The organism is Gordonia sp. BP-119 (genome assembly GCF_016924115.1).
Taxonomy (GTDB): Bacteria; Actinomycetota; Actinomycetes; order Mycobacteriales; family Mycobacteriaceae; genus Gordonia; species Gordonia hongkongensis.
In genome coordinates this window covers 30,249-49,900 of record NZ_JAFFZF010000034.1, presented here as the reverse complement: position 1 = coordinate 49,900, position 19,652 = coordinate 30,249, and the positions used below count along the sequence as shown (strand labels likewise).

Annotated in this window: 16 protein-coding genes; 7 read left to right on the top strand and 9 right to left on the bottom strand. The window is 67.8% G+C overall.

What is annotated here, in order from left to right:
- Positions 1-336: 336 nt before the first annotated feature.
- Complete coding sequence (locus JW364_RS18215; RefSeq protein WP_240199273.1) at positions 337-708, top strand: hypothetical protein; 372 nt, start codon at positions 337-339, stop codon at positions 706-708.
- On the opposite strand, the gene JW364_RS18210 is transcribed toward JW364_RS18215, so the two are convergent.
- Genes JW364_RS18210 through JW364_RS18195 form a run of 4 tightly spaced genes read right to left on the bottom strand, consistent with a single transcriptional unit; the run spans position 691 to position 7,586 of the window.
- Positions 691-2,646 (bottom strand): glycosyltransferase family 39 protein, encoded by a 1,956-nt coding sequence (locus tag JW364_RS18210; protein WP_205334055.1) that lies wholly within the window; start codon positions 2,644-2,646, stop codon positions 691-693. The two genes, JW364_RS18215 and JW364_RS18210, sit on opposite strands and share 18 nt — an antisense overlap.
- Entirely contained in the window at positions 2,643-4,607 is a 1,965-nt protein-coding gene (locus JW364_RS18205; RefSeq protein WP_205334054.1) for a hypothetical protein, read from the bottom strand. The genes JW364_RS18210 and JW364_RS18205 overlap by 4 nt, the downstream gene beginning before the upstream one ends.
- Positions 4,600-6,045 carry a glycosyltransferase family 2 protein gene (locus JW364_RS18200; protein WP_205334053.1) on the bottom strand — a complete coding sequence of 482 codons (1,446 nt, stop codon included), beginning with the start codon at positions 6,043-6,045 and terminating at the stop codon, positions 4,600-4,602. The genes JW364_RS18205 and JW364_RS18200 overlap by 8 nt, the downstream gene beginning before the upstream one ends.
- Positions 6,042-7,586, bottom strand: a complete 1,545-nt coding sequence (locus JW364_RS18195) for a hypothetical protein (protein ID WP_205334052.1) — start codon at positions 7,584-7,586, stop codon at positions 6,042-6,044. Before JW364_RS18195 ends, JW364_RS18200 begins: the two co-directional genes overlap by 4 nt.
- An 823-nt stretch (positions 7,587-8,409) precedes the next feature.
- Between JW364_RS18195 and JW364_RS18190 the strand changes: the two genes are divergently transcribed.
- Complete coding sequence (locus JW364_RS18190; RefSeq protein WP_205334051.1) at positions 8,410-8,649, top strand: hypothetical protein; 240 nt, start codon at positions 8,410-8,412, stop codon at positions 8,647-8,649.
- Positions 8,650-8,825: 176 nt separating this feature from the next.
- Positions 8,826-10,085, top strand: a complete 1,260-nt coding sequence (locus JW364_RS18185; RefSeq protein WP_205334050.1) for an HNH endonuclease signature motif containing protein — start codon at positions 8,826-8,828, stop codon at positions 10,083-10,085.
- A 110-nt stretch (positions 10,086-10,195) separates the two neighbouring features.
- Here the strand turns inward: JW364_RS18185 and JW364_RS18180 are convergent, their stop codons facing one another.
- Positions 10,196-11,005 (bottom strand): alpha/beta fold hydrolase, encoded by an 810-nt coding sequence (locus tag JW364_RS18180; RefSeq protein WP_205334068.1) that lies wholly within the window; start codon positions 11,003-11,005, stop codon positions 10,196-10,198.
- A gap of 118 nt (positions 11,006-11,123) precedes the next feature.
- Here JW364_RS18180 and JW364_RS18175 point away from each other — a divergent pair, with 118 nt between their 5' ends.
- A complete protein-coding gene (locus JW364_RS18175) occupies positions 11,124-12,047 on the top strand; it encodes an alpha/beta fold hydrolase (RefSeq protein ID WP_068971172.1) in 924 nt (307 codons plus the stop codon).
- A 243-nt stretch (positions 12,048-12,290) separates the two neighbouring features.
- Here JW364_RS18175 and JW364_RS18170 read toward each other — a convergent pair whose 3' ends face one another.
- From JW364_RS18170 to JW364_RS18155, 4 genes are all read right to left on the bottom strand, one after another.
- The gene (locus JW364_RS18170) at positions 12,291-13,190 is read right to left on the bottom strand and encodes a copper resistance D family protein (protein ID WP_205334049.1); all 900 of its coding nucleotides are present in this window, start codon (positions 13,188-13,190) and stop codon (positions 12,291-12,293) included.
- A 6-nt stretch (positions 13,191-13,196) separates the two neighbouring features.
- The gene (locus JW364_RS18165; RefSeq protein WP_205334048.1) at positions 13,197-13,745 is read right to left on the bottom strand and encodes a copper resistance CopC family protein; all 549 of its coding nucleotides are present in this window, start codon (positions 13,743-13,745) and stop codon (positions 13,197-13,199) included.
- Positions 13,738-14,487 carry a YcnI family protein gene (locus tag JW364_RS18160; protein ID WP_205334047.1) on the bottom strand — a complete coding sequence of 250 codons (750 nt, stop codon included), beginning with the start codon at positions 14,485-14,487 and terminating at the stop codon, positions 13,738-13,740. Before JW364_RS18160 ends, JW364_RS18165 begins: the two co-directional genes overlap by 8 nt.
- 86 nt (positions 14,488-14,573) lie before the next feature.
- Positions 14,574-15,089 carry a YtxH domain-containing protein gene (locus JW364_RS18155; protein WP_205334046.1) on the bottom strand — a complete coding sequence of 172 codons (516 nt, stop codon included), beginning with the start codon at positions 15,087-15,089 and terminating at the stop codon, positions 14,574-14,576.
- A gap of 73 nt (positions 15,090-15,162) precedes the next feature.
- Between JW364_RS18155 and JW364_RS18150 the strand changes: the two genes are divergently transcribed.
- From JW364_RS18150 to JW364_RS18140, 3 genes are all read left to right on the top strand, one after another.
- On the top strand, positions 15,163-16,014 hold the full coding sequence (locus tag JW364_RS18150) for a GNAT family N-acetyltransferase (protein ID WP_205334045.1): 852 nt from the start codon (positions 15,163-15,165) through the stop codon (positions 16,012-16,014).
- Between the two features lie 5 nt (positions 16,015-16,019).
- Positions 16,020-17,210 carry an alkaline phosphatase family protein gene (locus tag JW364_RS18145; protein ID WP_307814806.1) on the top strand — a complete coding sequence of 397 codons (1,191 nt, stop codon included), beginning with the start codon at positions 16,020-16,022 and terminating at the stop codon, positions 17,208-17,210.
- A 747-nt stretch (positions 17,211-17,957) separates the two neighbouring features.
- A complete protein-coding gene (locus JW364_RS18140) occupies positions 17,958-19,217 on the top strand; it encodes an HNH endonuclease signature motif containing protein (RefSeq protein ID WP_205334043.1) in 1,260 nt (419 codons plus the stop codon).
- The last annotated feature ends 435 nt before the right edge of the window (positions 19,218-19,652 follow it).

Here is a 19,652-nt window from a genome sequence, read left to right as displayed (position 1 = left end):
TTAATTGTCTTCGCATATCGTTAATACTTGCTTTTCACGGAGATCCGGTACCCTGCCGCGTCGTTCTGTCACCTCGCGACGCTGGCGTCGTTCTGCACTCTCTAACCGGCCACGCGGCACCTATCCGTCCATTGCACCGTGATCGATCCGCGTCCAAACGCTGGGACAGGTCAGCGACTTAGCAGACAGTTCGAACGTCTGCGTACCCATACCGTCGACAGTAGTACGGTTGCGAAGATCGTTCGGCACGGCGACACGGAGCCACTTCTTCAGCACCACAGTCTTCAGCCTTGCACCAATTCCGTGTTCTGCTGAAGGTCCGCCCATAATGTCCTGATGCCAGATCCGTTCCACTCCCTCGTATTGATGAACCTGCTCTTCGTCGTGGGCGCGTGGTGCCTCGCCCGGCCGAGCTATCCGGCCGCCGCGGCCCTCGCGGCGACCGGCGTGGCCTGGGCACTGTGGAATCAGCCCATCGAGGGGCGCGTGCTGGTGTCCTTCAACATCGAGCACGGGATCACAGAGTCCGACATGTTGTCGGTGTTGGCGGTCGTGATTGCCGTAGCGACGATCTTTCGGTCGCGAGTCAGGAGCCGGCAGCCGAGAGATGGGGTGGTTTCGTCAGCCGGCGATCGCGCAACTCAACCGGCGGTTGGGCGCAACGAGGGGCGACGCGACCGGCGGGGCAGCTCAATCTGCTGGCGTTGATCCCTTGATCCGATAGATCCGGAACTGCGGTTTGCCAGTCGGCGTCGTCACCGTCATGGCGACCGTCGCGATGTCGGCGCCGTCGGCCCAGAGCGTTGGATAGCGAACGTTGATGGCGTCGAGCGAGCCGAGGCCGGTCGGCCGCTGCGTGAGTATGTACTGCACGCCCTGCTCGGCGGGTGCGTTCAGCTTCGCGAAGAAGTCGAAGTCGCTGCGTACGACGAACTGTGCGGGGCGCTCGGACTCCAGCCAGACGCGCGAGACCCCGAAGGTGTCGACGAGAACAGAGCCCTCCGGCAGATTCTGGCTGTCCAGCCAGGCGGCGACGTTGCCCGAGACCTCGCCGAACCAGTAGAACCAGAATTCCGACGGCGGGTGGCGATCGGGCCAGAACGCCGAGCGCAGTCCGTACTCCTCCTTGCCCAGCGCTGGGTTGAGCATCGACGACGCCGTCACCGGTAACGAGGTCGCCAGGACCAGCGCCATCAGGGTGGTGAGGGTGGTCCTTTCGACACACGACCTCCGCAAGCTCCGGTCGCTGCTCAAGGAACGGCGGGTGTCCGACCTCCGCAAGCTCCGGTCGCTGCTCAAGGAACGGCGGGGGTCCAGACTCCGCAAGCTCCGGTCGCTGCTCAAGGAACGGCGGGTGGGCGCAGCGTGTGGGTCACCGGACCCTTCGTCGCTCGTCGACCTCGACTCGCTTCGCTCACTCGGCCCGGCGGCTTTCGCTCCTCGCACCTCAGGGAGCAAAGGGCGCGCGGGCCCGCAGGCTACGAGGACCGCGACGACGATCAGCGGCGTCGATGCCAGGTAGAAGCGGAACCAGCCGAAGGTCGAGCCGAGGATCACCGCGGACATCTGAAACAGCAGAACCGAACCGAACACGACTGCCGGCACCGCGGCGTCGACCCTGCGCAACCGGACCGCGATCCAGGCCACGACCGGCAGCACCGCGAACAGCAGCGGTTGCATGCCGAGCAGGTTCGCGACGATCACCTCCGCCAGCGGACCCGCTCCGACGTCCTCCGCCGAGACGATCCCCGCCGCCTCCACCTGCGCCGAGTTGCCGTACTGCGAGGAGAACTGGGAGAACGCATTCCCGTCGAGGAGCCAGCCGAGGCCCGCCCACACCACGAACGCGAACGCCGTGGGCATGGCCACGATGGTCGCGTCGTGCACACCGAAGCCGGCTCCGGCCCGCCACCCCGCGCGTCCGGAGACTCCTTCGGGACGGTGCCGACGGGTCGACACCACGAACACCCCGACCGCCACACCCGCGGCCGCGGGTAGCGCCTCGTAGCGTGTCAGATACGCCAAACCCAGGGCGACGCCGGCGATGACCAGATCGAGCACACGTGATCGATTCACCCACAGCAGGATTCGACGGCATGTCCACAGCAGGAAGAACAGGAACGGCGCCTCGCTCATCCCCATCCCCGCGTACAGGATGATCATCGGGTTCAGCGCGAACGCCGCGACCGCGATCCAGCGGAGCAGGCGGCCGGCACCGTAATCGAGTGCGATGCGCCGAACCTGCCACCCGGCACCGGCCATGAACAGCGCGCTCATGACCGCACCGGCGAATCCGACGCGACGCAGCTCCGGCCACTGGTTCAGGGGCCAGTGCGACGACAGTTCGACGAGCGGGATCTCGATCAGACTCGGCAACGGATTCCACACGAAACCGATCGCGCCCAGGTGCGGGTCCCGGCTCCAGATGGTGAACCCGGCGTTGCCCACGCGACTGCTCGCGTCGGGATTGATGTATCCGACAGCGAGATACAGGTACGCACCGACCGCCAGATACCCGGCGACCAGACCGGCGAACAGCGCGATACCCCACCACTGCGTCGCGGTGAGCCGTCGACGGCCCTCGGTCACCGGCGGCTGCACACCGACCGCCGGCGACGTGGCGTCGTCGTGAAGCTCGACGGTCATGTAGTCGAGCCGCCAGCGGGACCGCTCGAGCCGCCGAAGCGTCTGCGATACAACATGATCGCAACCGCGACGAGGACTGCGATCGCGACGACGGCGGCGCTGATACCCAGCCACATCACCCAGCTGGTGCCGACCTGGTCGACCTCGGCCTGCGGACCGTCCGCTCGCACGGTCATCAGCTCGGGCTGACCCGCGCGGCCGGCCACCAGTACGTCACCGCGGAGGTTCGCCAGATCTCCCTGCTGGTCATCGAGATACGCAAACAGCGGGTCGACCAGTTCCCACGACCCCGAGGTGCTCACCAACACCACCGTGCGCGAGTTCTGCGAGAACGCCTGGATGGTGCCCAGCCCGTCCGGGATGGCCAGCCGGATCTGTGCCGCGAGGTCGACGAGCGTCGACGAGTCCTCGGTGTTGATCGGCGGATTCAGCGGGCGGGCGTTCGCCGCGTCGGCCACCACGAGTGCGCCGGTGTTGCTGGCGATCGCCTGATCCAGCGGCACCAGCACCGGCGACAGTGCGGTGGCCGAACTACGCTGCACCGACGCGATCAGCTCGGCGGCGGCGTCGAGCTGCGCCGGATTGGTGTTGTCCAGCGCGACCTGAACGGTCGGCTGCCACCCGAGCGGCACCGACGAGAAACCGCCCATCCGAACGGGAGTCGTGCTCGACGACGCCGTCGACGACGGATCGATCTGGAACGTCAGCGGCACACTGCGAGGCGAACACGCGCCCGGGGCCGGCTCGTAGGACACCCGGAACTCGAGCGGCTCGTTGGCCGCCACCTGCGCGGCAGGGATGGTGAACTGTGTGTCCAGCGATCCGGACGCATCCAGCGCACTCGTGTGCAGGATCTCTCCGCCGGTGACGGCCATGACATTCGCGCGCTCGTCGTCGCGGACCGGGGTGTAGCGCGCCTTCAGCGCGACGTCGACCGCGCCGGGCCGACCGAGGGCGAGGATCGTCGGATCGAAACCCGGTACCAGCGAGGCGGTTCCGAGAGCCTCCACCGACAACCGATCGGAGAACTCCCCGAAGGTCACCGAATCCGAACCCTGCACCTCGCGGTCTCCGACGGATTCGACTGCAGCAGCGTCTGTCTGGGCAAGATCGGTCAGCCCGTCGCGGAAGAGCGCCACCTGATCGGGCAGGGAATCCTGATCACCGCTGATCACCAGCGCAGCCCCGGGCTGCCCCGCACGTTCCAGACGGACACTCCCCGGGCCGCCCTCCTCGCGGATCACGACCGCGCGGTCGAGCGGACTGGCCACACGCGGCAGCCGGGCATCTGCCGACTCCACCACGTCGATCGCAACACGCTGTGGGCGATAGTGATCCGCGACAGCGGCGACGACGCCGAGCGTGGTCTGCGCGGCCGCGGCACTCGGGTGCTCCGGGGTGTACACGGTCACCCGGTTGACCACGGTCCCGAACACATCCTGAATGGTGGAAGGCACCGTCGCGGCGCCCCGGAAGGCGACGTTCAGGCTGGTCAGCGCGACCTCCGGCACCGGTCCGCACACCGAATCGTCGGTCCCGTTGCGCAGCGTCAGTCGCAGATCCGCACGGCCGTTGTCGCCCACGGGCACTGCGGTCAGCGGAACGGAAAACGCGGTGCTGAGCTGCCGCGGACCGAACCTCGGTACGACGACGGTGCCGATGATCGTGCCGTCGGTGCGGGCGACCTGGATGAAGGCGTCGGTCACGTTGGTCGCCGACGCCACCACACCGGTCAGCGTGGTCGGTGACATGCCCTGCGGCACCGGAATACTCACTCCGACCGGAACGTCGGCGCCGTCGATCGTGACCGAGGTGCCCATTCCCAGTTGCCGCCAGTTGAGCGTCGTCGTGCCGTCTCCCGGCGCGGCCGCGGCCGGAGCCACGGCTCCGAGCCCGACGGCCAGCGCCACGAGGGTCGCCCCCAGGAGGCGTCGCAGGCGGACAGCACTGTTGCTAGACATTCTCAGGACCTTTCGGAGGTCGGGACACACCGGGCATGGCCGAGAGTCCGTGCACGGTCTTCTCCCAGTAGGAGGGCTTGTAGATGAGCTGCGCCATGCTCTTGATCGCAGCCATGGACTGAAGGAACCAGTAACCGGGCACGAGCAGCGCGGCGCCGAGTAGGTAGGGCTTCCCGAGGGTGCGGGTCGACACGACGCCCAGCATGATGGTCGACAGGTTCCCGACGGTGAACATCAGGACGCACAGGTAGTAGATGGGCCCCGGGAACAGGGAGTGCATGAAGTCGGGCTTGCCTGCGAACCAGATCAGCAGCAGCGTCCAGAACAGCAGGTTGAGGGTGTTGGCTATCGGCATGCCCGCGGTCAGGTTCGAGATCCTCAGGGCCGGAACGAGTCCGAGTTCGCGGACCATCTCGACCGGGTGACGGGTGTGCACCAGAAAGGTCTGTAGATAGCCCTTGTACCACCGGGAGCGCTGACGCACCCAGTTCACGACGTCGGCGTTCGCCTCTTCGCCGGTGAGCGAGTCCAGGACGACCGTGCGATACCCGTAGCGCGCCAGCCGGATTCCGAGATCGGCGTCCTCGGTGACGTTGTAAGCATCCCATCCGCCGACCTCCCGCAGCACATCGGTGCGGATGTGGTTCGACGTCCCGCCGAGCGGGATCACACACTTCGACGCACTGAGCGCGGGGAGCATGTAGGAGAACCACTGGTCGTACTCGATGGCGAACCACCGGGTCAGGAGATTCTCGCGCTCGTTGTAGTAACCGAGCCGCGCCTGCACGGAACCGACCTCGGGCGGACTGGCGGCGAAGACGGCTGCCGCCCTGCGTAATTGCAGCGGGTCCGGGATGTCCTCGGCGTCGTAGATGGTGACGATGTCGCTGCGTTCCGACGGCAGGCTCATGGCGACGTTGCACGCCTTGGGTTTGGTCCGGGGCTCGCTCGGCGGGACCAGCACCGGGGTGATCCCGTCCAGATCGGCGTGTTCGACAGCCGCCCGGGTCTCGTGGTCGTCGGCCTCGAGGACCAGCAAGATGTCGAGTTTGTCTGCGGGATAGTCGATCTTGCCGACACCGGCGACCAGGTTGGCGACGATCTCGGGTTCGCCGTAGACCGGCAACAGCACGGTGTAGACCGGCAGGTCGGCGTCGGGAATCGCGCGGGCTTCGTCGTCGGACACCCGCAGCACTCCCCTGCCGGACATGCCGCGGGTGACGAGCACGAACTTGTCGACGCTCGAGACCAGGAAGTACAGAGCGCAGATGCTCAGGATGACCGCGAGTGAGACCCGCCAGGTCAGGAGGAACGCTGCCGCGGTGACGATCGCGAGCACGACGAGGCCGAGACGCTGCCTGCGGCTGAACGGATGTCGTGCCGACAGGGTGGAGACATGCCGCGCGTCGGTGACCGGTCCCGCGTCGGGGGTGGTCACCGAGCTGGTCGTTCGACGGCGTCGATCATCGACCACGCGAGATCGGTCAGCGCGACATCGAGGTCGGAGTCGTCGACGGGGTCCGGGGTGTCGTCGCCACCGCGGATGAGCCAGCTGATGGGTTCGGCGACAGTGGTGGCATAGCTGGGCGGTTTCGGCTCCGCGACGTTCGACGATCCCGGCTGATCACGCGCGGCCATCAGGTAGACGGCGATGTAGCGCTCACCGGCCGGCGTGGGAACTCGCCAACCCCAGAATCGACCGGTCCATAGTGTTTGATCCGAGGTACGGACCGACTCCAGGGTGTTGGCGATGCTGCCGAGCCGGGTGTGTCGGCCGTCCGAAGAGGCGGGAGTCGAGTGGATCGTCGCCGGCGGCACCGCCTCGTACCAGAGACCACGGCGGTAACTGGAGAAGCGGCCCAGATCGGCGGTGGAGAACACGTCGAGATAGGCGGTGGACAGCGGCCTGTTCTCCGGACCGGTCTGCCCCGTCGTGACGCGGTACCGGCGCACGTCACCGTCGGACCCCATGACCCGGGGACCCCAGTCGAACACCTCGGGCTCGGTGATCCCGATACCCAGCGTCCGCAGCTGCTCGAGCCACTCCTCGCCGATGGGGGGTGACACCACGGGTTTTGGTGATTCCGGGGCGAACGGGGTGACCGCCAGGATCACCAGTGCCACCAACCAGGCCGACGCCAGGGTGGCGATGGACTGCTTGGGCAGGCCGGCGCGTGCCGAGCCCGTTCTGCCTAACCGGAGTCGTACGACGATCGCGATCGCGGTCACCGCACCGGCGGGAACCGTGTAGGCCAGGACCGGGATGTCGTGGAGTACCGCAACCAGCACCGCGCCGCCGACGCCGGACAGCGCCGCGGTGGCGAGGGCGACCCGCGGGTGCCGACGCAGCGCCATGTACGTCACGACGAGGGCAATCGCCACGGACAACGCGCCGAAGGCGACGGTGGTGCCGCCGAGCACCTGCCCCATCAGCAGGTAGTTCGGCGGGAAGCAGGTCAGCAGGAACAACCAGATGAGGTAGTCGCGGACGACACGTCGGATCCCGAAGACCACGATCGACGCCGCGAACACCCAGATGAGGAGCGGGATCAGATCGGCGTGCCAGAACGCCGCGACGGCCGGAATCCGCGGGATGACCAGGGCCGCGGTCAGTCCGAGCGCTCCGCCCACGACGACGACCAGGATGCGGTCGAACTCGCCGTCACCGATCTCACGGCCCCGCGACGAGACGTCGAGACCGAAGGCGATCATCAGACACCACAGGGGTACGAATAGCAGGAATGCCGTCGGCGACCCCTGACGGAGCGCGTCGAACTCGGCAGCGATGGCCGGCGCGAACGCCAGCATGCCCGCACCGATCGTCGACGCGTACCGGGCGCCCATCGACATCTCACGCGGCGCGGTCAGCGTCGCTCGCCATCCGCGTCGGCCGTTGTCGCGGCCTCCGGGTGACGCCAGGTGCGCGTCGACCTCCGCATGTCGCGGTGTCGCGGACGCGACAGAATCAATAACAGTCATGAGCCCTCCCCAGGACGGCGCCTGAGCAGTGGGCTCCAACGCCAGACGCGGCTCCGGTGCCAACCCTGCGGGCCTCCCCTGGCAACTGAATCGCGAACTGAAGAAAGAGTAACGCTAAAAGAAAAGTTGATGGAGCGCATCGGTCGCATGGAATTCGTGAGCCGCAGCCGAGTCGGTGCTGGATGAGGGTTCGACGCGGGGTCGAGGCGACTCTTATTTTTGATTGTGCTACAGCTTATTTGGGGCATTTATCGCGTCGTCCGGGATCGCCGACTGGGCCGCGGCATGGTCCGAAAGTCACGCGACTTACGGCACGAATTTGTAGTTGATGTCACACCCGAGAAAGTGGGTCACCTGACCGTGTCGCAACGCTAAAGACGCTGCGCTGCAGCTATTCACAAACGATCCATGTGGTTCGGCAACAATGTCGAGACATTCGGGTGGTGCGGCCACTGCGGAATATCATCAACAAGCATTATTTGTCAGTCAGCAGTCGCAGCGGGATCGTCGTGAGTCCATTCGCGAGACCACGTCGACGTCACGTGGTGCTACTGCGTCGACTTCTGGTCGTTTGACAACGGCGGTGTTGGCGCTCTGCGTCCCCGCGACCGGACCAGCAGACCTCGACCATCCACGTCAATGACAGTGATCGGTCGGCGCATCCACCGTCATCGACTGCGCCCCCCGCTTTTGGGCCCACCGATTTGACACGGGTGCATCAGCCGACGCGTCGGACCGCTCGTCAACCTCGTGAGGGACGACCCTCGGGCGGCAGCCCGGCCGTTGCACCCGTCGAACCTGAGGACCCGTCGGCGCGGTCGGCGTGGCAGGCGGCATCGCCGACAACGGGGACACCTGGCGGCACTCGGCACGGCACGGCGCCGCTTACACCATCGACCGCAGGCCGGTCGGCCTGGCGGGCTACGGCGGACCCGCTGAGCGCAAGGAGGCCTACGCGCCACTCGCGCAGGTGTCGCCGAACTTCGACCTACCGGCCACCGCCGATCTCTGTGGGGATGACGAGCACCGAGTGGGCGTTCGTCTGCATCACGAAGGCCGCTAACTGACCGCCCGTGGGGCTCGTGGCCATGGCGCTAATCACCAATTCTGGGCGCGAACTTGAAACGGGTGTGACTGGAGTCAACTACTGACAACAGTTACCACACTGTCGACGAAAAACCCTGCACAGTCGATGAATTCGCAGTTCCCGGCTTGTGGAAACTCCTCGAAATCGAACGAATGTTCCTGTACCTTGGAGTCATGCCAGCGCTCGCCACTCTTCTCGATCAGCTCATCGAGACCACCCCACCCGCCGACGATCCCACGGGCCGATCAACATTCGACGCGCTCGAGACGCTGCGCTTGATCCGCAACACCGTCGACCACCAGATCGTCACCCACGCAGCACAACTCGACGAACTCGGCGTCGCTCAGAAAGCCGGCAGCACCACCAAGAAATTGCTGATCGAGTCAGGCCATGCACCGGCCGCTGCTCTTCGCACCATGCGCAGTGTCGACACCCTGCCGACGTTGCCCGCGCTGGCTCGTCATGCCGCCGATGGGAGACTGGCAAGCGAAGTCGTCGACGCCATCATTCGCGGAATGAACCAGATCGAAAAGTGCTGCGCCGAAGACATTTCCGATGACGAGCGCTCCCGGTACGAGATCGAGCTCATCGGCCAAGCGCTCTCGGGCGCGACGCCGACAGAAGTGCTCAAGTTCGCCCGAGCCGTCGCCAACAGCCTCGCCGACGTCTCCGGCACCGATGTACCGGCAGCCGACGACACGTCTCTGAACACGGTCAATGCCCACACCACCGACGACGGCCGCGTCGAAATCCGCGCCGACCTCACCCAGGTGGTCGGCGAGAAGTTCCTGGCGATGATCGACGAACGATCGTGTCCACGGCCCGAACCCGACGGAGCCGAGGATCGGCGTACCGCTGATCAGCGTCGCGCTGATGCGTTCGAGTTGATCCTCGACCAAGCCGCGATCGGCGCGACCATAGATACCGTCGGAAGCCCACGCACGCAACTGATGCTGACCATCCCCGCCACCGGAGACCCGGCAACACTCCCGTGGACCGGGTCGATCACCCAAGCCACGGCGAAACAGGTCTCCTGCGACGGATCGCTGACCGAGATCATCCTCGACAGTGAGGGCGTACCACTGCAGATGGGTCACACCCACCGGTTGTATCCGGCACACCTCCGCAAAGCGATCATCGTCCGCGACACCTGCTGCATCAAATGCGGTGCACCACCGTCACATACACAGGTGCATCACATCAAGGCGTGGGCCGACGGCGGACCCACCGACCTCGACAACGGCTGCCTACTCTGCCAGCGCTGCCACACCCAAGTCCATCACCACGGCTGGGACATCGTCATGGGGTTCGACCGACACCCCTGGCTCATCCCACCCGCCAGCATTGACCCGCAACGCCGACCGCTACCCGCCTACAACCGACGCACCATGCGACTCGACGACGCCGCCTGACCACACCCCGCCAGAGACCAACAGACTTTCGCGTAGCACCTTCCGCACCCGGGTGATGCCCGGGACCGCATCCGTCCATTGACAACTCCACAGTGTGAACGGCGGCCTCCTCAGTGAGCCGCCACCGATGCTCGATCGCGGGGCGCCACGGCGTCGAGCGCCTCGGCGAACGGTGGGATGAAGTAGCGCGCGCCGAGGACGCAGCAGGCGTGCCCGCCGTCGACCTCGAAGCGCTGTGCGCCGGGGATGCCGTCGATCAGCAGCTGCTGCCGTTCGGGCTCGACGACTCGGTCGCGGATGGAGACGACGACGGCGGTCGGGACGTCGACCTCGTGGAGCCAGTCGCGAGAGTCGAACTCCCCCAGCCCGTTTCCGAAGTCACCTAGGTGCGACAGCGGCGTCGAGAAGAACTGTCGAAGGGCCCAGATCGAGGTGTGTGAGGTCGTCTTGTTCAGACTCTTCTCGGACACCCGCGGCAGGATGCGGTAGACGGGGCGGAGGATGCGTCCCATGCGTTCCGACGACGCGCGGTGCCGGGGATCGTGCGTGCTGAAGTACGGACCGGTCGAACAGAGCACCAGACCGGCGACACGTCCCGGATGGCGTCGCCACACCAGCTGGGCGATGCCGCCGCCCATCGAGAACCCGGCGACCGTGAACCGGTCGATACCCAGGACATCGGCGAGGGCGACGACGTCGTCGGCGCAGTCACGGAGGTCGAAGGTGTCGGACTCGATGCCGCGGCCGTGCCAGCGCGCGTCCAGGGTGATGACGCGATAGCGGTCGTTGATCGCCGGGATCGTCGGGTACCAGCAGAGCAACCCGGTGGTGAGCACCGAATGCAGGAGGAAGACGGCGGGTGCGTCGCGCGGGCCCGAGTCGGTGACGAACGCCCGCCCGCGACCCGGGAGGTCGACCATCCGGCCCTCCGGGATGTCCCGAGCCGGGTACGGGGTGAACACGTGGCGGATGGGCGCGCGCGGTGCCGTGAACGAACTCGGGGATCACGCCACCAACCGTACGTGAGATGCTGATCACATGATCGACATCGCCCGTCCGAAAATCGAGGGGTCGATCGCCGTCGCCGACGGTGATCGTCGGATCGGATTCGCCGAGTACGGATCGGCCACCGGACGGGCCATCGTCTGGTTACACGGCACCCCCGGCGCGCGGCGCCAGATCCCCGTCGAAGCGCGTGCGTACGCGCTCGAACGCGGAATCCGCCTTATCGGACTCGATCGGCCGGGCGTGGGGTCGTCGAGCCCGCATCGGTACGACAACGTCGCCGCCTTCGCACCCGACCTCGCCGAGGTCCTCGAGGCACTGGGCATCGACGACTTCGCGATCATCGGGCTGTCGGGCGGCGGGCCGTACGCACTCGGGGTCGCCCACGCCATGCCCGACCGGGTGACGGCGGCGGGCATCCTCGGCGGTGTCGCGCCGACGGTCGGACCCGACCGCATCGAGGGCGGGGCCATGCGACTCGGCACGCTGCTCGCACCGCTCGTCAGCGTGGCCGGCGCGCCGATCGGCCAGGTGCTGAGCGTCGCCCTCGGCTTCGCCCGGCCGATCGCCGAACCAGCGATCTCCATCTACGGTCGACTGTCCCCGCAGGCGGACCGAGAACTGTTGGCGCGCCCCGAGTTCCGGGCCATGTTCCTCGACGACCTGCTCCACGGCGGAAGCCGACGCATGAACGCGCCATTCGCCGACGTCGTCGTCTTCGCGCGGGACTGGGGCTTCCGTGTCGGCGACGTCACGGTGCCCGTGCGCTGGTGGCACGGCGACGCCGACCACATCATCCCGTACGCCCACGGCGAGCACATGGTGTCGCTACTCCCCGACGCGAAGCTGTTCGAGATGCCCGGCGAGAGTCACCTCAGCACCCTGCACATGGCGACCGACATCATCGACGAACTCCTCGCGCTGTGGGACCAATCGCGACCGCCGATGGGCGAGTGATCCGCGGGTAGCGCAGGGTCGATCCAACCCCCGCTGGTCGAGCAGCGTCGAACGAGCGCAGCGAGGCCGCCGCGCCCGTCGAGGCCACCTGGTGACCGACGTCGTGAACCGGACGAGTGGCTTCGACACGGCGCCTCGCTGCGCTCGGAGCCGGCTCAACCAGCGGGAAAGGTCACCTTCTCGACCAGCGGGAAAGGTCGCCCTCTCGACCAGCGGAAAGGGAGCCGAGGGAGACGCTCCAGCTCAGAGCGGCGCGGTCGCCGACAGCCCGGCCGCGAGGCCCAGCGCCACGGCCATGATCGCCAGTTCGACGACAGCCGCGCGCACGGAGGCGGGCTCGCTGCTGCGATGCCGCTGCACCGCCGGTAGCCAGCGTCGTCGGTGCCAGACGGCGAGACCCACGAGGACCGCGAGCACCGCGGCCTTGGCGAGCAGGATTCGGCCGTAACCGCTGCTCACCAGGTTCGCCGGACCGTCGACCTCGATCAGGCCGGAGATCAGGCCGGTCACCGTGAGGACCCCGACGGCCCAGGGCGCGCGCCCGGAGAAGACCGGCAGACTGCGCGCCCACCCCGACCGGCCGCGCACCGAGAGCAGCATCGCCGCGAGCAGTCCACACCACCAGGCCGCGGCCAGCGCGTGGGCACCGATGAGGAACGGCCCCCACGAGTCGTTGCCGGCGTGACCGGCGATCGAGGTGGCCAGCACCCCGATCGCCGCGAGCGCTCCGACCACGAGCACGGGGATCTCGATCCCCGTCAGCAGGTCCAGCACCACCCACGCGAGGATCAGGACCCCGGCCACCAGCGCCACCATCTCGGGCGCACCCGAGAACAGCACGTCGCCGAAGTCGCCGGCCTTGACGTCGAGCACCTCGACACCCGCCCGATCGGCCGTCCGCACCCAGGAGCTGACCAGCACGGCCAACACCCACACCCCGGCCAGCAGGCCGATCACCCGGGTCGAGGGCTCGGCGTCGACCGTCGGGAGCGCCCCCAGACCGAGCAGCGTCACGGAGACACCGAGCGCGAGGGTCGTGGGCACGGCGACCAGATCCGGACCGTCGGGACGGGCGAGCAACCAGCTCACCACGAGACCGCCGGCCAGGGTCATCGCGAGGATCAACCCGTTGCGGACGGTCATCAGGTGTCAGCGCCGCGTCGAGGGTCGCCGGCTCAGCCAGAACACCACGCCGAGTCCGGCGATCAGGACGACCGCGGCGCCGGCGATGAACCACCACACCGGGATTCCCTCGTCGGATGACGCATCGACCGCTTCGATCGCCGGACCGGGTTCACCGTTGCCGGCGACCGCGAGCTCGAACGTGCGCTGTCCGCTGATGACGTGCCCATCGGCCGAGGTCACCCGGTAGTTGACGACGTACTCACCGGCCGGGCCGAGTTCGCGCACCCCGACACGCAGGTTGGGGCCGTCGACCGTCGGATCGCCGTTCTGCCAGTAGTGGTCGTCGGGCCCGACGACGTTGAGCACCGCATAGGACGACTGGATCGGCTCGTTGAAGGTCAGCGTCACCGTCTGCGGACCGGACTGCAACGTCGCCCCCTCGGCGGGGTCGGAGGACACCAGCCGCGAGTGCGCCGCCGCCGGGGCTGCCGCCCACGATCCGACGAGCCCGAGACACAGCAGCGTCGCGAGGACCAGGACGACGCGTCGAACCGGCGCGCGACGGTCAGGCATCGCCGCCGCCACGACCGTTGCGGCGCAGCGCTGTCAGCGCCGCGACGCCGATGACCGCGCCGAGAGTGCCGACCACCAGGCCGATCCCACCGAGCCAGCGCGCGGCGGAGTCCTCAGACGATGCCGATGACTCGGAGGTGTCCGATGAGTCGGCGGTGTCCGATGAGTCGGCGGTGCCCGTCGTCGAGGCGGCGTGCGAGCCGCCGTGATGCCCGTCGCCCGTGGCCGGGGGCAGGGTCAGCGTCGGTGCGGGCAGCTCCGGCTCGGAGCCGTCGTCGGGGGTCGGTTGACTCCAGTCGGCGGTCTCACCGTCGGCGTAGGTCTGCAGCGCGGGGAGTTCGACGGTCTCCTGCTCGGGGAACGGTCCGCCGGAGAAGCGGAACTGACCGAACTGGCCCACCGGCACGCCGGGCGAACCCGGGTCGGCGGTCCAGGTGATCTCGGTGACCTTGTCGTCCTTCTTGGTGACGACGGACTTCCAGCCGGGCATCACCTCCGGGCGGGCCGAGGTCAGCCCGGGCAGCGTCACCCGCAGCGCGGTCGTGGCGGCGGCGTCGGACTCGTTGGGGACGACGAAGGTGACGACGCCGTACCCGCCCTGGGTGACCGTCGGCGCGTTGGCGGTGACGTGTGCCGACGCGGCACCCGCACCCGCGAAGGAGGCGAGGCCGACGAGGGCGACGGCGGTGGCGGGCGCGGCGATGCGGCGGGCGATCGTCGCCCGCGGGGAACTGAGCTTCATGGAGTGTGTCTTTCGATGGTGTCGGGACCGGTCCTCGTGGACGCGTGCATCGACCCCACACCGTTCTGGTCTGGGGCCCGGGCGCGTCAGGAGACGGCCGGTGGTCCGCGAACGCCGGTGCCGCACAACGCAGGTGCGGCCGGAACACAAGGCGGCGTCCAGAACACCGGAGCGGCCGGATGTGCCGCGACGGCGACCGGTGGCACCAGCGATCGGATCACCGAGCCGATCGACGCCAGGAGATGGGCACCGGCGACGATTCCGACCGCGCTGAGCGGGATCGCCACCAGGTGGGTGAGGAGCATCGGCAACGTCGACGCGTCGTGGGCTGCGTGCCCCGCGTCGAGCCCGAGAGCCCAGTGACTCGCCGCCTGGGCAGCGGACAGGACCAGCGTGGTCGACGCCGCCGCCGTCGTGAGCCGTCCCCGACGCGGCGCGAGCAGCATCGACGCGACCACGCCGATCGCGGCGCTCAGCAGGACGCCCGACGAACTCGGCATCGCCCCGCTCGCCGCACCGTGCGCGGCGACCGCGACCGCGGGAACCACACCGGCCGCGGCGACGCGCGCGAACGCGTCGGACGGTCGGGCGGTGCGGGACATGGGGCTCATAGTAGTTGCGCGGACTGGGCCAACCCCGACCCCGGTGTCGTCGGGCGGTGACAGAATCGACCCCATGTCGGATGCAACCCTCGGTGTGGAGGTTCGTGAACTGTCGTCGCCCGACGAGCTCGAGGACCTGCTGCGGATCTTCGACGACGTGTGGCGGCCCGATCCGACGAACCGGCCCGTGGGGACCGACATGCTGCGGGCGCTCAGTCACGCCGGCAACTATGTGGCCGGCGCCTTCATCGGCGACCACCTCGCCGGCGGCAGCGTGGCGTTCTTCGGTGCGCCTGTCGGCGAGACCCTGCACAGCCACATCACCGGGGTCACCCGCCGCGGCCGCGGCCATCAGGTGGGTCATGCGCTGAAGATGCACCAGCGTCGCTGGGCGTTGGAACGCGGACTGTCGACGATCACCTGGACCTTCGATCCCCTGGTCGCCCGGAACGCCTACTTCAACCTCGCGAAGCTCGGTGCGACGCCCGTGCACTACTACGAGGATTTCTACGGCGAACTCGGTGACGAGCTGGGCGGCGACGCCGACTCCGACCGGGTGTTGGTGGCGTGGGACCTGAAGTCCGCCGCGCCGTCGGTGCCGGACGGGTCGTCGAGGTCGGAGGGGTCGGTGGAGTCGGTGGACGAGGCGCTCGCCGGTGGGGCCGTGTCGGTCATCGACGTCGACCGGCCATCCCATCCCGTCGCGCACCACGAGCGCATCACACCGGATGCCGGCGCCGTCGTCGAGGTTCCGCGTGACGTCGAGTCGATGCGGGTCAGCGCGCCGCTCGACGCCGCCCGGTGGCGGATCGCGCTGCGAGATGCGTTGTCGCCGTTGCTCGTCGAGGGAGACGCGCGTCGGGCGGTCCGGTTCCTGCGGTCGGGACACTATGTGTTCGGACCGGCCGGTTCGGGGGCGCGGTGACGGAAGTGGCGCGTCCGCTGGAGCTGGCCCCGGCAGACTGGCACGGATATCCGCACACGCTCGCCGACGTGTTGCCGGCGGTGGCGGGTGCACTCGGGGTCGCGTCCGAGGGTGCGGGACCCGTTGTTCCGCCCAGCGACTCGGTGGTGCTGCTGCTCATCGACGGCCTGGGCGCGACCCTGCTGGACGACTACGCCGAGGATGCCCCGACGCTCAGGGAACTGACCTCGACGACGCTGCGTGCCGGGTTTCCGGCGACCACCGCGACCAGCATCCTGAGCCTGACGGGCGGGACGTCGTGCGGAGTGCACGGGATCATCGGGTACAGCTTCCGCCCGGGTGACGAATGCCGGACCCGCGGGTCACGACGAGTGCTCAACTCGCTGCGCTGGACGCTAGACGACGCCTCCGGACCGTCGGCCTTGATGACCTATCCCCCGGCCCTCGTACGCACCGAGCGTGGGAGTCTCGAAGAGCTTGCCGCAGAGGGTGTCCGGGTCACCTATGTGATGCCCGGCGAGTTCCGCGGAACCGGCCTGACGATGGCGGCCTTCCGCGCGTCGGGACAGTTCCTGCCAGCCGTGACGCCCGACGGCATCCGCGACGCCGTGCTGACCACCCTGCGGCGTCGGAGTCGGCATCGGCGTTTCGTGTATGCCTACTACAGCGAACTCGACATGGCGGGCCACATCCACGGCCCGGGGTCGGCGGAGTGGCTGGAGAAGTTGCGCATCGTCGAACGGCTGGTCGCCGACCTTGCCTCCGAACTGGGCGATGGCACAACACTTCTCGTCACCGGTGACCACGGGATGATCACCGCCGACCGGGCGATCGACATCGACACCGCCCCCGCCCTGCTCGACGGAGTCGACGCGGTGGCCGGCGAGGCGCGGGTCCGGCACGTCTATGCGACACCGGGATCGGCCGACGACGTGCTGAGCGGTTGGGCGTCGTATCTCGGCGACGCCGCGCACGTGGTCTCGCGCGAGCAGACCATCGACGAAGAGTGGTTCGGACCGATCGTCAGTGACGCTGTGGCACAACGCATCGGCGACGTCGTCGCCGTGGCCCGCGGCGCCACCACCCTCACCCGCAGCAAGCGCGAGACGATGGAGTCGATGATGCTCGGCCACCACGGCGCCTGGACCACCGCCGAGCAACTCGTTCCGCTCATCGTGGCCCAACCTGCTCCCTGATCCGAAAGAACGACCTGCCCCCGCTCCTCAGCTCAGGGAGCGCCCGGAGCTTGCGGACGGCGCGGCCAACCACCGCTCCCTGAGGAGCGCCCGGAGCTTGCGGACGGCGCGGCCAACCACCGCTCCCTGAGGAGCGCCCGGAGCTTGCGGACGGCGCGGCCAACCACCGCTCCCTGAGGAGCGCCCGGAGCTTGCGGAGGGCGCGTCACGAAGGGTCTTCGCAACCCGACTGACCAGGACCCTTCGTGACGGCCTCCGCAAGCTCCGGGCTCCTCAGGGAGCAGAGGTAAGGCTCGCCCCGAGCACAACGAATTCTTACGAAGTCCACGACGGCCGCCAGGCCGCAGATACTGAGGAGCCCGCCCGTAGAAGACGGTTGACGACCCAGCGCGCCACCCTGCGGAGACGACTCTGAAAGTTCGTCCCCCTCAGCATGATCGAAGGGCATATCGCCCTTCGAACGCACTCAGGTGGAGGAGTTTTCGGCTACACTCTCGCGCGCGCCCGAAGTCGACTGTCAAGCGCGAGATTTTGTGATCGGCGGCCCCTGCTCAACGGGAACCAGCTCAAACACCTCAAACTCAGTCGGTCGAAGGCGCGCCAGAACTAGAGAGCTGTGCGACTGAAGTACACCACTGTTGACGATCTGCGCACAGTCAACGCGAATAGGCGCTCATTAGACGACAATTGCTGCACAGTAGATGAATTCGAGCTTCTGGCCTGTGGAGAAACCTCGAAATCGAACGCATGTTCCGGTACCTTGGAGTCATGCCAGAGCTCACCACGCTCCTCGATCAACTCATCGACACCAGCCCGCCCGCCGACGACCCAACAGGCAGAGAAACACTCGACGCCCTCGACACGTGGCGCCTGATCCGCAACCTTGCCGATCATCAGATCGTCACGCACGCAGCGCAACTCGACGGCATCGGCGTCGCACAGAAAGCCGGCAGCACCACCAAGAAGCTGCTGATCGAGTCAGGCCACGCCCCGGCGGCCGCTCTTCGCACCATGCGCAGTGTCGACGCCCTGCCCACTCTGCCGGCCACAGCGCGGCATGCCGCCGACGGGCGGCTGTCCAGCGAGGTCGTCGACGCCATCGTCCGAGGCATGCACCAGATCGACAAGCGTTGTGGTGAGGCGCTTTCCGACGGTGACCGATCCCAGTACGAAACCGACCTCATCGCACAAGCGTTGTCCGGCGCGACCCCGACACAGGTCCTAGAACACGCCCGCGCGATCGCCAACGACCTCGCCGACACCTCCGACACCGGCCTTCCCGCGGCCGACGACCCATCGCTGAACGCGGTCACCGCCCACACCACCGACGACGGCCGCGTCGAAGTACATGCCGACCTCACCCAGGTCGTGGGCGAGAAGTTCCTGACGATGATCGACGAACGGTCCTGCCCACGGCCCGAACCCGACGGCACCGAAGATCGTCGCACCGCCGAGCAACGCCGTGCCGACGCTTTCGAGTTGATCCTCGACCAAGCAGCGATTGGCGCGACCATCGACACCGTCGGAAGCCCACGCACGCAACTGATGCTGACCATCCCCGCCACCGGAGAACTCGCAACGCTGCCGTGGACCGGGACGGTCAGCCATGCCACCGCGAAACAGGTCTCCTGCGACGGATCCCTGACCGAGATCGTCCTCGACAGTGAGGGCGTACCACTACAGATGGGTCACACCCGTCGGTTGTATCCGGCACACTTACGCAAAGCAATCATCGTCCGCGACGCCTGCTGCATCAAATGCGGTGCACCAGCGTCACATACCCAGGTCCACCACATCAAGTCGTGGGCCGACGGCGGACCCACCGACCTCGACAACGGCTGCCTGCTCTGCCAACGCTGCCACACCCAGGTCCACCACCACGGCTGGGACATCGTCATCGGTTACGACCGTCATCCGTGGCTCATCCCACCCGCGACCATCGACCCGCACCGCCGACCACTACCCGCCCACAACCGACGCACCATGCGACTCGACGACGCCGCCTGACCACACCTTCGCGCAGCACCTTCCGCACCCGGGCCACACCCGGGACCGCATCCGTCCCTTGACAACTCCACAGTGAACACCCCAGTCGGCTCCATACCCGGTCAAATATCGTGGGCCAGGCACGGCCCGCAGGGGGCCGCGAAACCTGGAAGCGAGGTTGCGGGCCGCCCCGCCCCGCTCCCTGGGTCGCGAGCCGCGAGCGTCCCTTCTGCTCCCTGATCCGAAAGGACTGCAAAAACCCTGCTCCATGATGTGCGAGGAGTGCCAGCGACGGCGACGCATCTCACCAGGCCCCTTCATGACGGCCTCCGCAAGCTCCGGCCTCCTCGGGGAGCAGTAGTCGGCCGCGCCCTCCGGAGTGTGGAAAGCGACCCGCTGGGTCGAGCAGAGCAACTATGAGCAGACGTCGGGCCGGCGACCGGCAGACCTCAACTC